The 13,154-nt window shown below is 74.4% G+C and carries 11 protein-coding genes and 2 pseudogenes; 4 read left to right on the forward strand and 9 right to left on the reverse strand.

Annotated elements, in window-relative coordinates; translation table 11 throughout:
* Window positions 1–30 precede the first annotated feature (30 nt).
* The 3 genes and pseudogenes from JKP75_RS24070 to JKP75_RS14070 all read right to left on the reverse strand — a co-directional run.
* Window positions 31–531: pseudogene (locus JKP75_RS24070) on the reverse strand (PLP-dependent transferase); the annotation flags it as partial.
* Window positions 462–1,457, reverse strand: a complete 996-nt coding sequence (locus JKP75_RS14065) for an NAD(P)H-dependent glycerol-3-phosphate dehydrogenase (RefSeq protein ID WP_200490675.1) — start codon at window positions 1,455–1,457, stop codon at window positions 462–464. The pseudogene JKP75_RS24070 and the gene JKP75_RS14065, both read right to left, overlap by 70 nt.
* On the reverse strand, window positions 1,454–2,305 hold the full coding sequence (locus tag JKP75_RS14070) for a lysophospholipid acyltransferase family protein (protein ID WP_309229845.1): 852 nt from the start codon (window positions 2,303–2,305) through the stop codon (window positions 1,454–1,456). The genes JKP75_RS14065 and JKP75_RS14070 overlap by 4 nt, the downstream gene beginning before the upstream one ends.
* A 111-nt stretch (window positions 2,306–2,416) precedes the next feature.
* Here JKP75_RS14070 and cofC point away from each other — a divergent pair, with 111 nt between their 5' ends.
* The 3 genes from cofC to JKP75_RS14085 are packed head-to-tail and all read left to right on the forward strand — an operon-like array spanning window position 2,417 to window position 6,066.
* Entirely contained in the window at window positions 2,417–3,079 is a 663-nt protein-coding gene (gene cofC / locus JKP75_RS14075; protein WP_200490674.1) for a 2-phospho-L-lactate guanylyltransferase, read from the forward strand.
* Between the two features lie 4 nt (window positions 3,080–3,083).
* Window positions 3,084–5,159: an RNA degradosome polyphosphate kinase gene (locus JKP75_RS14080; protein ID WP_309229846.1), complete on the forward strand. Its 2,076-nt coding sequence runs from the start codon at window positions 3,084–3,086 to the stop codon at window positions 5,157–5,159.
* Window positions 5,143–6,066, forward strand: coding sequence for a bifunctional NUDIX hydrolase/histidine phosphatase family protein (locus JKP75_RS14085; RefSeq protein ID WP_200490672.1), 924 nt, complete (start codon window positions 5,143–5,145; stop codon window positions 6,064–6,066). Before JKP75_RS14080 ends, JKP75_RS14085 begins: the two co-directional genes overlap by 17 nt.
* Before the next feature lie 36 nt (window positions 6,067–6,102).
* On the opposite strand, the gene leuD is transcribed toward JKP75_RS14085, so the two are convergent.
* Together leuD and leuC are read right to left on the reverse strand one after the other, a co-directional pair.
* Complete coding sequence (gene leuD / locus JKP75_RS14090) at window positions 6,103–6,702, reverse strand: 3-isopropylmalate dehydratase small subunit (protein ID WP_200490671.1); 600 nt, start codon at window positions 6,700–6,702, stop codon at window positions 6,103–6,105.
* Window positions 6,703–6,707: 5 nt separating this feature from the next.
* The gene (gene leuC / locus JKP75_RS14095; RefSeq protein WP_200490670.1) at window positions 6,708–8,114 is read right to left on the reverse strand and encodes a 3-isopropylmalate dehydratase large subunit; all 1,407 of its coding nucleotides are present in this window, start codon (window positions 8,112–8,114) and stop codon (window positions 6,708–6,710) included.
* 74 nt (window positions 8,115–8,188) lie between these two features.
* Between leuC and JKP75_RS14100 the strand changes: the two genes are divergently transcribed.
* Entirely contained in the window at window positions 8,189–8,890 is a 702-nt protein-coding gene (locus JKP75_RS14100; RefSeq protein ID WP_200490669.1) for an IclR family transcriptional regulator, read from the forward strand.
* Here the strand turns inward: JKP75_RS14100 and JKP75_RS14105 are convergent.
* The 4 genes and pseudogenes from JKP75_RS14105 to galT all read right to left on the reverse strand — a co-directional run bounded on the left by JKP75_RS14105 (window position 8,887) and on the right by galT (window position 13,121).
* Window positions 8,887–9,162, reverse strand: coding sequence for a hypothetical protein (locus tag JKP75_RS14105; protein ID WP_200490668.1), 276 nt, complete (start codon window positions 9,160–9,162; stop codon window positions 8,887–8,889). The two genes, JKP75_RS14100 and JKP75_RS14105, sit on opposite strands and share 4 nt — an antisense overlap.
* A gap of 19 nt (window positions 9,163–9,181) precedes the next feature.
* Window positions 9,182–10,867: a sodium:solute symporter family protein gene (locus tag JKP75_RS21555; protein WP_200493178.1), complete on the reverse strand. Its 1,686-nt coding sequence runs from the start codon at window positions 10,865–10,867 to the stop codon at window positions 9,182–9,184.
* A 110-nt stretch (window positions 10,868–10,977) separates the two neighbouring features.
* Window positions 10,978–12,042: pseudogene (galK, locus tag JKP75_RS19825) on the reverse strand (galactokinase); the annotation flags it as partial.
* A complete protein-coding gene (galT, locus tag JKP75_RS14115) occupies window positions 12,036–13,121 on the reverse strand; it encodes a galactose-1-phosphate uridylyltransferase (RefSeq protein WP_200490666.1) in 1,086 nt (361 codons plus the stop codon). The gene galT and the pseudogene galK, both read right to left, overlap by 7 nt.
* Window positions 13,122–13,154 lie beyond the last annotated feature (33 nt).

Below are 13,154 nucleotides of genomic sequence, written 5' to 3' on the forward strand. Positions count from 1 at the left end.
CTGCGGGTTGCTCGGCGTCTCCAGCAGCACCATCCGGACGCCCTCGAGCCCGCCGTCGGCGGCGAACCGCTCGACCTCCGGGGTGGCCACCTGGAGGACCTCGATGCCGAAGCGGGTGAGCTCCTCCGCCCCCAGCAGGCGGGTGGCGAAGTAGCCATCCGACGGGAGCACGACGCGGTCGCCGCTGCCGGCGCAGGCCAGCACCGCCGCGGTGAGCGCGGCCATCCCCGTGGCGAAGGAGAGGCACCGGCCGCCGTCGAGCTCCCCGACGGCCGCCTCGAAGTCGCGCAGCGTCGGCTGCTCGGTGCGGGCGTAGGCGTCGACGCCACCGGCCCGCGGCGGGAGGTCGCCGAGGTGGAAGGGGGCGGCGAAGACCGGCGAGGGGCGCAGCGGCGCACCCGGGACGGCCGGCTGCTCCCCCGCGCGCACCGAGCGCGTGCCGTCGCCCCAGGAGTCGTCCCTCACTCCGGCTTCGCCTCCCGCGCCATGATCGCCTTGACCATGCGCGCGGCCGACTCGCCCTCGTGGCACACCCGGACGACGGCCTCGGTGATCGGGACGTCGACGCCGTGGGCGCGCGCCAGGTCGAGCACCGAGCGGCAGCTCTTCACGCCCTCGGCGGTCTGCCGGGTGTCGCGCTGCACCTCCTCGACGGTCATCCCGCGGCCGAGCTTCTCCCCGAACGTGCGGTTGCGGGAGAGCGGCGAGCTGCAGGTGGCGACCAGGTCGCCGAGGCCGGCCAGGCCGGCGAACGTGGTGAGCTCCGCGCCCAGCGCGAGCCCCAGGCGGGCGGTCTCGGCCAGCCCCCGGGTGATCAGCGAAGCCCGCGTGTTGTCACCGAAGCCCAGGCCCTCGGCGATGCCGCAGGCCAGCGCGATGACGTTCTTGACCGCGCCGCCGAGCTCGCAGCCGACCAGGTCGGCGTTCGTGTACGGGCGGAAGTACGGGGTGTGGCAGGCCGCCTGCAGCGCCGCAGCACGGTCGCCGTCGGTGCAGGCGATGACCGTGGCGGCCGGCTGCTCCTCGGCGATCTCGCGGGCGAGGTTGGGCCCGGAGAGGGCGGCCACGCGGTCCGGCCCGGCGCCGGTCACCTCGCAGATGACCTGGCTCATCCGCTTCGTCGTCCCCAGCTCGATGCCCTTCATCAGGCTGAGCAGGGTGGCGTCGGCCGGCAGCAGGGGCGCCCACGCGGTGAGGTTGTCCCGCAGCGACTGCGAGGGCACCGCGAGGACGACGACGTCGGCTCCGGCCAGCGCCTCAGCGGCGTCCGTGGTGGCCCGCACCGCGGACGGCAGCCGGATGCCCGGCAGGTAGTCGGGGTTCTCGCCGCCGGCGGTGATGGCCTGCACGAGCTCGGGGCGGCGCGCGTGCAGGGCGACGTCGCACCCGGCGTCGGCGAGGACCTTGGCGAACGTCGTCCCCCAAGAGCCCGCGCCGAGGACCGCCGCGCGCCTCACGCCGCGCCGCCGGGCAGGTCACCGGGGAGCTCGCGCCGCGGCCGCGGGTGGAACAACGCGGGCGCCGGCTCCCCCCGCAGCTCGGCCAGCTGGTCGCGGACGCGGCCCATCATCAGCTCGGTGGTCTCCTTCAGCAGGTCGGCGGTGAGCGGGCGCCCGGCGCGCACCTGGGCGCGCACCTCGGTGAGGTCGATCGGCTCGCCGACGAGGTACTCGGCGGGCGTGCGCAGCCGCGGGTGCAGCTTCTTGGCGTGGTAGTCGTGCAGGTTCTGCGGGCCCCACTGGGCGACGGGCACGACCACGGCGTCGGTGGTGAGCGCCAGCCGCGCCGCGCCGGTGCGCGACTCCATCGGCCACCAGTCCGGGTCCCGGGTGACCGAGCCCTCGGGGTAGATGACCACCAGGTTGCCGGCGGCCAGGTCGGCCTGGGCCGCGGAGAGCGCGCCGACCGCGTCGGAGGAGTAGCGGGCCACCGGGATCTGCCCCGCCGAGCGCAGGATCGTGCCGGCCAGCCCCTTGAACACCGACTCCTTGGCCAGGAAGTGCGGCATCCGGCCGTGGTCGAACACCAGGCGCGCGCAGGCGATCGGGTCGAGCACCGAGACGTGGTTGGCCACCAGCAGCACCGGGCCGGTCCGGGGCAGCCGCTCGCCGTGCCGGTAGCGGATCCGGAACATCAGCTTCGACGCCGGGAACACCACGGCGATGCACAGCCAGAACGCCCAGCCGATCCGCCCGCGGGTGCGCCACCTGCCGGGCCGCCACCGCTCCTGCCGACGGGCGACGGGCTCCGAGGGCGCGAGCGCCCCGGCCGTGCCCGGGTCCGCCCAGGACCTCTCCTCCGCCACCGGACCGCCTCCCCGTCGCTGTGATCTGCCCCATGATCGACCCTGCCCCACTCGGGTGGGGCCACCGGGTCCGCCGCGGTGCCGGTGGACTCCTGGCGGGGGTGTGTTCACATGGTCGCCGTGCCTGCCTGGTCGGTCGTCGTCCCGGCGAAGCGGCTCGCCGTGGCCAAGACGCGGCTGCGGCCGCTGACCGACCACGCCGCGGAGCCCGCCGCCGCGCATGAGGCGCTCGTGCTGGCCCTGCTGGCCGACACCGTGGCCGCAGCGCTGGCCTGCCCGCGCGTCGCGGAGGTCGTCGTCGTCACCGACGAGCCGGCGGCCGCGGAGCTGGTGGGCGCCCTCGGCGCCCGCACCGTCGCCGACGCCCCGGACGCCGGCCTCAACCCCGCCCTCGAGCACGGCGCGCGCGAGGCCGGCGGTGACGCCGTCGCCGCGCTCTCCTCCGACCTGCCGGCCCTGCGCCCCGCCGAGCTGGCCGCGGCGCTGGACGCCGCAGCGGCGCCGCGCTGCTTCGTCGCGGACGTGCACGGCACCGGGACGACGGTGCTCACCGCGACCGGGACGCCGCTGCGGCCGCGGTTCGGCCAGGGCTCGGCGCGGGCGCACCGGGAGGACGGCGCGGTCCCCCTCACCGGCGACTGGCCCGGCCTGCTCCGCGACGTGGACGACCTCGACGACCTGCGGGCCGCGGTCGCGCTGGGTGTCGGCCCGCGGACGACGCACTGGCTGGCCACCTCGCCGACTCTCGCCGTCCACCTGGGTGCGGCACGATGACCACGTGCCCTCCACCGACGACGACGCCCCGCTGCCGGCGGACCGGTTCCTGAACCGCGAGCTCTCCTGGCTGGACTTCAACGCGCGCGTCCTGGAGCTGGCCGAGGACGACACCGCGCCGCTGCTCGAGCGGGTCAAGTTCCTGGCCATCTTCGCCAGCAACCTCGACGAGTTCTTCATGGTCCGGATCGCCGGGCTCAAGCGGCGGCAGAGCACCGGGCTGACCGTCCGCTCGCCCGACGGGCTCACCATCCGGGAGCAGCTGGAGCTGATCACCGCCCGCACCCAGGAGCTGGTGCAGCGGCACTCCGACGTCTTCAACGGGGACGTGCTGCCCAAGCTGGAGGAGTGCGGCATCCGCATCGTCCGCTGGGACCAGCTGGAGGAGGGGGCGGCGCTGCGGCTGCGCGAGTACTTCCGCGACCAGGTCTTCCCCGTGCTCACCCCGCTGGCGGTGGACCCGGCGCACCCCTTCCCCTACATCAGCGGGCTCTCGCTCAACCTCGCCGTCTCGGTGCGCGACCCGGAGACCAGCGCCCCGCGCTTCGCCCGGCTCAAGGTGCCCAACAACGTGCCGCGGTTCGTGCCGGTGGGCACAGGGGGCGGCGGCGACGGCACTGCCGTGTTCCTGCCGCTGGAGGACCTCATCGCCGCGCACCTCAACCAGCTCTTCCCGGGGCTGGACGTGCTCGACCACCACTTCTTCCGCGTCACCCGCAACGCCGACGTCGAGGTGGAGGAGGACCGCGACGAGGACCTGCTGCAGGCGCTCGAGCGGGAGCTGGCCCGGCGCCGCTTCGGCCCCGCCGTGCGGCTGGAGGTCGCCGAGCCGATGGACCCGCGGATCCTCGAGGTGCTCGTCTCCGAGCTCGAGGTCTCGCCGGCCGACGTCGTCCACGTGCCGGGGCTGCTGGACCTGGCCTCGCTCATGGCCCTCTACGACCTGGACCGCCCCGAGCTCAAGGACGAGCCGTTCGTGCCGGCCACCCACCCGCGGCTGAGCGAGGGCGAGACGCCCAAGAGCGTGTTCGCGACGCTGCGCGAGGGAGACGTGCTGGTCCACCACCCGTACCACTCGTTCGCGACCAGCGTGCAGCGCTTCATCGAGCAGGCCGCCGCCGATCCGGACGTGCTGGCGATCAAGCAGACGCTGTACCGGACCTCGGGCGACTCCCCCATCGTCAACGCCCTCATCGAGGCCGCCGAGGCCGGCAAGCAGGTCGTCGTCCTGGTGGAGATCAAGGCCCGCTTCGACGAGGAGGCCAACATCAGCTGGGCCCGCTCGCTGGAGCGCGCGGGCTGCCACGTCGTCTACGGGCTGGTCGGGCTCAAGACGCACTGCAAGACCGCCCTGGTCGTGCGCCGCGAGCAGGGCCTGATCCGGCGCTACTGCCACATCGGCACGGGCAACTACAACCCGAAGACGGCGCGGCTGTACGAGGACCTGGGCATCCTCACCGCCGATCCGCGGGTGGGCGCGGACCTCACCGACCTGTTCAACGTGCTCACCGGCTACTCGCGGCAGACGAACTACCGCACGCTGATGGTCGCGCCGCACGGCATCCGCAACGGCCTGATCGAGAAGATCCGCCGCGAGGTGCGGCACGCCGGCGAGGGCCGGCCGGCCGGCATCCGGATCAAGGCGAACTCGATCGTCGACGAGCAGATCATCGACGCGCTGTACGCCGCCTCGCGGGCCGGCGTCCCCGTCGAGCTGTTCGTGCGCGGCATCTGCGCGCTGCGCCCCGGCGTGCCGGGCCTGTCGGAGACGATCCGGGTGCGCTCGATCGTCGGCCGCTTCCTGGAGCACTCCCGGGTCATGTCGTTCGTCAACGGCGGCGAGACGGAGTGGTGGCTCGGCAGCGCCGACCTGATGCACCGCAACCTCGACCGCCGCGTCGAGGTGCTGCTGCGGGTCTGCGACGACCGGCTGCGCACTCAGCTGGAGCAGACGCTGGCCCCGGCCATGGCGCCGGGAGTGCGGTGCTGGGAGCTGCGCAGCGACGGCAGCTGGGAGCACCTCGACGGCCGCGACTACCAGGCCGAGCTCATGGGGCGCATGCATGAGCTCGCCGGTTGAGGGCCCGGTGATCGCCGCGGCCGGCGGGGTCGTCTGGCGGCCGGCGGCGGACGGCGAGGGCATCGAGGTCGCCGTCGTCCACCGGCCGCGGCACGACGACTGGTCGCTGCCCAAGGGCCACGTGGACGCCGGCGAGCACGCCCTGCAGGCGGCGGTGCGCGAGGTGCTCGAGGAGACCGGGCTGACCGCGGTCCCCGGGCGCCGGAGCCTCACCACCCGCTACGCGGTCGAGGGTGCACCGAAGCGGGTGGACTACTGGGTCATGCGGTGGACCGGCGGCGGCTTCGCCGCCAACGACGAGGCCGACGACCTGCGCTGGCTCGCGCCCGCGGACGCCGCGCAGCTGGTCAGCTACGCACACGACGGGCAGGTCATCGCGGACGCGGCGCGCACCGACGTCCCGCGGGAGGTGTCGGTGCTGCTGGTCCGGCACGGCAAGGCCGGCAGCAGCGACGACTGGGACGGCCCGGACGAGCAGCGCCCGCTGACGGCTGCGGGCGAGGAGCAGGCCGCGCGGCTGGCGGCGGTGCTGCCGCTGTTCGGGCCGACGTCGGTCGGCGCGGCGGCGCCCCTGCGCTGCCGGCAGACCGTCACCCCGCTGGCGGAACGGCTGGACCTCCCCGTCACCGGGCGCCGGGAGTTCGGCGAGCCGGAGTTCGGCGGCGACCCGCAGATCGCCCTGGAGTCCTTGCAGCGGGAGCTCGACGCGCCCGGTGTCGCCGTCGTCTGCAGCCAGGGCGGGACGATCCCGACCGTGCTGCGGGCGCTGGGCGTGCACGGCCACGGCGTGCCCGGCCTGCACCCGCCGGCCGCCAAGGGCAGCGTGTGGGCCCTCGGCGGCCGGCCGGGCGCGCTGGTCGCGGACTACTACCGGGACCTCGACCCCGATCCCGACGCCCGGCCCTGAGGGCAGAAATGGCCATTTCTGCCCTCGGGGGGCGGGTCAGACGGCGGGCAGCGCCTTCGGCTTCCAGGCCGGCCGGGACGACTCGAAGGCCTCGATCGCGTCCAGGTGGCGCTCGGTCAGGCCGACGTCGTCGAGCCCCTCGAGCAGCCGCCAGCGGGTGTACGGGTCGATCTGGAACGGCACGACCGTCTCGCCGTAGGTGACCTGCTCGGCCTGCAGGTCGACGGTCACCGGCAGCGCCGGGTCGGCCTCGATCGCGGCCCAGAGCGCCTCGACGTCGGCCTCGGGCAGGACGACGGTGAGCAGCCCGGCCTTGGTCGAGTTGTTGCGGAAGATGTCGGCGAACCGCGGGCTGATGACCACGCGGAAGCCGCCGTCCAGCAGCGCCCAGTTGGCGTGCTCGCGGGAGGAGCCGGTGCCGAAGTCCGGGCCGGCCACGAGGATCGAGGCGTTCGCGTACTCGGGCTTGTTGAGCACGAAGTCCGGCTCGTTGGTGCGCCAGGCGACGAACAGGCCGTCCTCGAAGCCGGTGCGGGTGATCCGCTTCAGGTACTCGGCCGGGATGATCTGGTCGGTGTCGACGTTGGTGCGGCGCAGCGGCGCGGCGGTGCCGGTGTGGGTGGTGAAGGCGTCCATGGCGGTCAGGCTCCGATCAGGTCGGCGGGGGCGGTCAGGCGGCCGGTCAGCGCGGTCGCGGCGGCGACGGCGGGGCTGACCAGGTGGGTGCGCCCGCCCTTGCCCTGACGGCCCTGGAAGTTGCGGTTGCTGGTGGAGGCCGAGCGCTCGCCGGGCTTGAGCTGGTCGGGGTTCATGCCCAGGCACATCGAGCACCCCGCACCCCGCCACTCGGCGCCGGCGTCGAGGAACACCTGGTCCAGACCCTCGGTCTCGGCCTGCGCCTTGACCGCCACCGACCCGGGGACGACGAGCATCCGGGTGCCGGGGTCGATCCGCTTGCCGCGCAGCAGCTCGGCGGCGACCCGCAGGTCCTCGATCCGGCCGTTGGTGCAGGAGCCGAGGAAGACGGTGTCCACCTCGATCTCGCGCAGCGGCGTGCCCGGGGTCAGGCCCATGTACTCCAGCGCCTGCTCGGCGGCGCGGCGGTCGCCCTCGTCGGCGAACTCGGCCGGGTCGGGCACGCGGGCGTCGATCGGCAGGCCCTGGCCGGGGTTGGTGCCCCAGGTGACGAAGGGGGTGAGGGTGGAGGCGTCGATGACCACCTCGGCGTCGAAGACCGCGCCCTCGTCGGTGCGCAGCGTCGACCACTCGGCGACGGCGGCGTCCCACTCGGCGCCCTGCGGGGCGTGCGGCCGGCCCTGCAGGAAGTCGAAGGTGGTCTGGTCCGGCGCGATCAGCCCGGCCTTGGCGCCGGCCTCGATCGACATGTTGCAGATCGTCATCCGGGCCTCCATCGACAGCTTCTCGATGGCGCTGCCGCGGTACTCGATGACGTAGCCCTGCCCGCCGCCGGTGCCGATCTGGGCGATGACGGCGAGGATCACGTCCTTGGCCGAGACGCCCGGGGGCAGCTCGCCGTCGACGGTGACCGCCATCTGCTTGGGCTTGTACTGCGGCAGCGTCTGGGTGGCCAGCACGTGCTCGACCTCGCTGGTGCCGATGCCGAAGGCCAGCGCGCCGAAGGCCCCGTGCGTGGAGGTGTGGCTGTCGCCGCAGACGATCGTCATGCCCGGCTGGGTGAGGCCCAGCTGCGGGCCGATGACGTGCACGATGCCCTGGTCGCGGTCGCCCATGGGCGCCAGCCGGATGCCGAACTCGGCGGTGTTCCGGCGCAGCGCCTCCACCTGGGCCCGGCTGACCGGGTCGGCGATGGGTGCCAGGATGTCCAGCGTCGGGACGTTGTGGTCCTCGGTGGCCATCGTGAGGTCGGGACGGCGCACGGTGCGGCCGGCGGCGCGGAGCCCGTCGAAGGCCTGCGGGCTGGTGACCTCGTGGACGAGGTGCAGGTCGATGTAGAGCAGGTCGGGCTCTCCGTCGGCGCTGCGCACCACGTGGGCGTCGTAGACCTTCTCGGCCAGGGTCTTGGGCACGGTCCGTCCTCTTCCCGGGGGTCACCCGGCTCGTCGCGCTTGCGTCTCACTGTATGAGATGCAAGTATTGCTGTGTGGGACAGCCTAACCCCGTCGCCGTTCTGGACAAAGCGGTCGCGATCCTCCGCGCAGTCGCCGAGGAACCGGCGACGCTCGCCGAGCTCGTCGCGCGCACCGGTCTGCCCCGCGCCACGGCGCACCGGCTGGCGGTCGCGCTGGAGGGCCACCGCCTGGTCTCGCGCACCGACGCGGGCACCTGGGCCCCCGGCCCGGCGCTCGCCGAGCTGGGCCGCGGCTCCGCCGACCTGGGCGACGTCGCCGGCCGGCACCTGGTGACCCTGCGCGACGCGACCGGCGAGAGCGCCCAGTTCTACGTCCGCGACGGCGCCAGCCGGGTCTGCGTCGCCGCCGCCGAGCGCACCAGCGGCCTGCGCGACACCGTCCCCGTCGGCGCGCGGCTGCCGATGACCGCCGGTTCCGCGGCGCACGCGCTGCTCGCCTTCACCCCGGCCGACGAGGTGACCCGGCTGCTCCCCTCGGCCAGCTTCACCGCCCGCACGCTGCTCGACGTCCGCCGCCGCGGCTGGGCGCACAGCATCGCCGAGCGCGAGCCCGGCGTCGCCTCCCTGTCGGCGCCGGTGCGCGACGGCTCCGGCGCGGTGCTCGGCGCGGTCTCGATCTCCGGGCCGGTCGAGCGGCTGGGCCGCCGGCCCGCCCCCGAGGTGGTCGGCGCGGTGCTGGACGCCGCGACCGCGATCGCCCGCGCCGCCCGCTAGGAGGGCTCCCGGTCGCCGGCCGGGGCGTCGCCGGTCTCCGGCGAGTCGACGACGACCGGCCGCAGGCGGGCCCACAGCGCGAAGGCCAGCGCGAAGGCGGCCAGGCCGAGGCCCACCCAGAGGTTGGCGTTGAACCCGTCGGTCTTCTCCAGCGCCGCCTCGTCGTCGTCGACGAGCCCGACGACGACCAGGACGACGCCGTAGAACCCGATCAGGGCGGCGATGACGTTCCGGACGTCGAAGGCCCCGGCCGCCTGCTTCTCACTGCTCATCGGATCGCGCTCCTGGCTCTCAGCGGAAGATGACGTTCAGGGCGATGACCATGACCAGCGAGATGCCGGCCAGCGTCGTCGGCGACCGGTACCACGGCAGCGCGCCCGCCTCCGGGTCGGTGCGCTGCTCCTCCGGGGTCTCGGAGTAGACCAGCCCGACCAGCTCGCGCGCGGGCTTGGGCTCGGTGACCCGGGTGACGACCACGCTCACCACGATGTCGACGACGAACGCCGCGCCGGCGGCCACGAAGCTGGCGCCCTGGCCGCTCAGCGGGAGCACGCCGAGCGAGAGCGCCCCGAGCGAGTCATCGCTGAGCAGCGCCACGCCGACGGCGGCCAGCGTTCCGGACACCAGGCCGGTCCAGCCCGCCGTCGGCGTCATCCGCTTCCAGAACATGCCGAGGATGAAGGTCGCGAACAGCGGGGCGTTGAAGAACCCGAACAGCGTCTGCAGGTAGTCCATCAGGTTCGTGTAGCCCGAGGCGATCAGCGCCGTCCCGATCGCGGTGACGGTGGCGCCCAGCGTCGCCCACCGGCCCACCCGCAGGTAGTAGTCGTCGGGCCGGTCCTTCTTCACGTACTGCTGCCACAGGTCGTAGCTGAAGACGGTGTTGAAGGCGGAGATGTTGGCCGCCATGCCGGCCATGAAGGCGGCCAGCAGGCCGGCCAGCGCGACGCCGAGCAGCCCGTTGGGCAGGACGTCGCTGATCAGGTACAGGATCGAGTTGTTGTAGTCGAAGTCCTCGTCACCGGTGGCCTTGGCCGCGGCGACCTCCGGCACGAGGACCGTGGCGATGATCCCGGGGATGACCACGATGAACGGCACGAACATCTTCGGGAACGAGCCGATGATCGGCGTCGCCCGCGCGGCGGAGATCGAGTGCGTGGCCATCGCCCGCTGCACCTCGACGAAGTTCGTCGTCCAGTAGCCGAAGGAGAGCACGAACCCCAGGCCGAGCACGACGCCGACGACCGACCAGAAGGGGCTCTCGAAGCCGGTGAGCTCGGTGGCCGGCCACGAGGCCAGCATCTCCTCGTTCCCGGCCTCCCGGACCGAGTCGATCAGCCCGCCGACGCCGCCGGCGCGGTGCAGGCCGAGGAGGGTCAGCGGCAGCAGCGCGGCGACGATGACGAAGAACTGCAGGACCTCGTTGTAGATGGCCGCCGACAGCCCGCCGAGGGTGATGTAGCTGAGGACGACGACCGCGGCGACGATCAGCGAGACCCAGAGCGGCCAGCCCAGCAGCAGCTCGACGATGTGCGCCAGCAGGTAGAGGTTGATGCCGGCGATGAGCACCTGGGCGACGGCGAAGCTCAGCGCGTTGACCAGGTGCGCCCCGGTGCCGAACCGGCGGCGCATGTACTCGGGGACGCTGCGGACCTTCGACCCGTAGTAGAAGGGCATCATCACCACGCCCAGGAACAGCATCGCGGGCACGGCGCCGATCCAGAAGTAGTGCATCGTGGCCATGCCGAACTGGGCGCCGTTGGCCGACATGCCGACGATCTCGACCGCGCCGAGGTTGGCGGAGACGAACGCCAGCCCGGTCACCCAGGCCGGCAGCGAGCGCCCGGACAGGAAGAAGTCGAGGCTGTCGGAGACCCGCCGCCGGGCGGCGAAGCCGATGCCCAGCACCACGGCGAAGTACGCGGCGACGAGCGCGTAGTCCACGACGTTCGCGTCGAGCTGCAGGGTGTCGTCCATCGGGTTCCTTCTCGGGAGCGGGTCAGGCCAGCCGGCGCGCGCCCGCGGAGGGCACGACGGCGGAGGTGCGGGTGGAGCGGGCGGCCACGGCGGCGGTCACGGGCGTCGACCGCATCGGCCTCGACGAGGGCGACGACGCTCCCGCCGAACCCGCCGCCGACCATGCGGGCGCCGTGGGCGCCGGCGTCGAGCACCGCCTCGACGCAGGCGTCGATCTCGGGGACCGAGACCTCGAAGTCGTCGCGCAGCGACGCGTGGCCCTCGGTGAGCAGCGGGCCGACGGCGCGCGGGTCCTCCCCCGCCCGCAGCACCTCGACGACGCGCAGCACCCGGGCGTCCTCGGTGACCACGTGCCGGGCGCGGCGGTGCAGCAGCGCCCCCTCGGCGGTCCCGTCGGCGAGCCGCTCCAGCGCGGCGACGTCCGGGACGTCGCGCAGCAGCGGGACGCCGAGCCGCGCCGCCGCCTCCTCGCACTCCCGGCGCCGGTCGCGGTAGCCGCCCTCGGCGTGGTCGTGGGTGGTGCCGGAGTCGAGGACGAGCAGCGCCAGGCCGGCGGCGGCCAGGTCGAAGGGCACCTGCTCGGTGCCGCGGTCGCGGGTGTCGAGGAACAGCGCCGCGCCGGCCTCGCAGAGCAGGGAGGCGGACTGGTCGAGGATGCCGGTGGGCGCGCCGACGAAGTCGTTCTCCGCCCGGCGGGCCACGTCGACCAGCTCCGCGCGGCTCAGCCCGAGCGCCAGCAGGTCGCGCAGCGCCAGGGCGACGGCGCACTCCAGCGCCGCCGACGACGACAGCCCCGCGCCCGCCGGGACGTCGCCGTCGATGAGCACGCTCAGCCCGCCGGGCGCCGCACCGGCCAGCTCCGCGACGACCCCGGCCGCGTACCCCGCCCAGCCGGCGGGGCTGCCCGGCGCGAGGTCGGCGAGGGCGAGGTCGGCGTCGTCGCCGGGGTGCTGCAGCGACCGCAGGACCAGCCGGCCGTCGTCCCGGCGGGCGACCGCGGCCCGGGTGGTGTGCGGCAGCGCGACCGGCAGCACGAAGCCGCCGTTGTAGTCGGTGTGCTCGCCGATGACGTTGACCCGGCCCGGCGCCGCCCAGACGCCCTCGGGAGCCCGGCCGAACCGCTCCGCGAAGGCGTCCGCCGCGCGCGCCGCCGCCTCGTCGTCCCGGGTCACCACGTCACGGCCCGCAGCTGCTCGGCGACGTCCTCCGGGTCGGTGTCGGTGATGAACGCGCCCATCCCCGACTCCGAGCCGGCCAGGTACTTGAGCTTGCCGGGCGCGCGGCGCAGCGAGAACAGCTGGAGGTGCAGCCACCACTCGTCGCGGGCCGGGCGCGGGGCCTGGTTCCAGGCGGCGATGTAGGGCATCGGGGTGTCGAAGCGGTGCGCGAAGCGGCCCAGCACGTCGAGGTACACGGCGACGAGGGCGTCGCGCTCCTCGCCGGTCAGCGCCGGCAGGTCGGGCACCCGGCGGGTCGGGAACAGCTGGACCTCGTAGGGCCAGCGCGCCGCGGCCGGGACGAAGGCGGTCCAGTGCTCGTTGGCGGCCACCACCCGGGGCCCGGAGCGCTCGGCCGCCACCACCTCGGCGAACAGGTCGCCGCCGGTCCGCTCGCGGTGCCGGCGCACCGAGCCGAGCACCTTCTCGACCCGCGGCGGGACGAACGGGTAGGCGTAGATCTGCCCGTGCGGGTGCGACAGCGTCACCCCGATCTCCTCGCCGGAGTTCTCGAAGACGAAGACCTGCTCGACCCCCGCGAGACCGGACAGCGCCTTCGTCCGCTCCGCCCACACGTCCACGACCAGCCGGGCCCGGTCGCGGCCGAGCCCGGCGAAGTCGCGGTCGTGGTCGCTGGTGAAGACGACGACCTCGCAGCGGCCGAACCCGGGCCGCAGCTCGGCGAGGGGGGCACCCGCAACGGTCGGCGGCAGGTCGGTCGCCACCCCGGTCGCCAGCGAGGGGAAGCGGTTCTCGAACACCACCACCTGGTAGTCGTCGTCGGGGATCTCGGTGGGCCGGCCCGGCCGGGAGGGGCACAGCGGGCACTGGTCGGCCGGGGGCAGGAAGGTGCGGGTCTGCCGGTGGGCGGCGACGACCACCCACTCCCCGAGCAGGGCGTCCCAGCGCAGCTGGGAGCGGGTGGCCACGGGCGGCAGGTCGCGGGTGTCGGGGGCGTCGTGGGTGCCCGGGTGCGCGTCCTCGTCGAAGTAGAGGATCTCCCGGCCGTCGGCCAGGGAGCGGCTCGTCCGGATCACCGTGGCAGCGCCTCCCGCGCAGGTCGGGCCGCC

The sequence above is a fragment of the Blastococcus sp. TML/M2B genome (assembly GCF_016612865.1).
Lineage (GTDB): Bacteria > Actinomycetota > Actinomycetes > Mycobacteriales > Geodermatophilaceae > Blastococcus.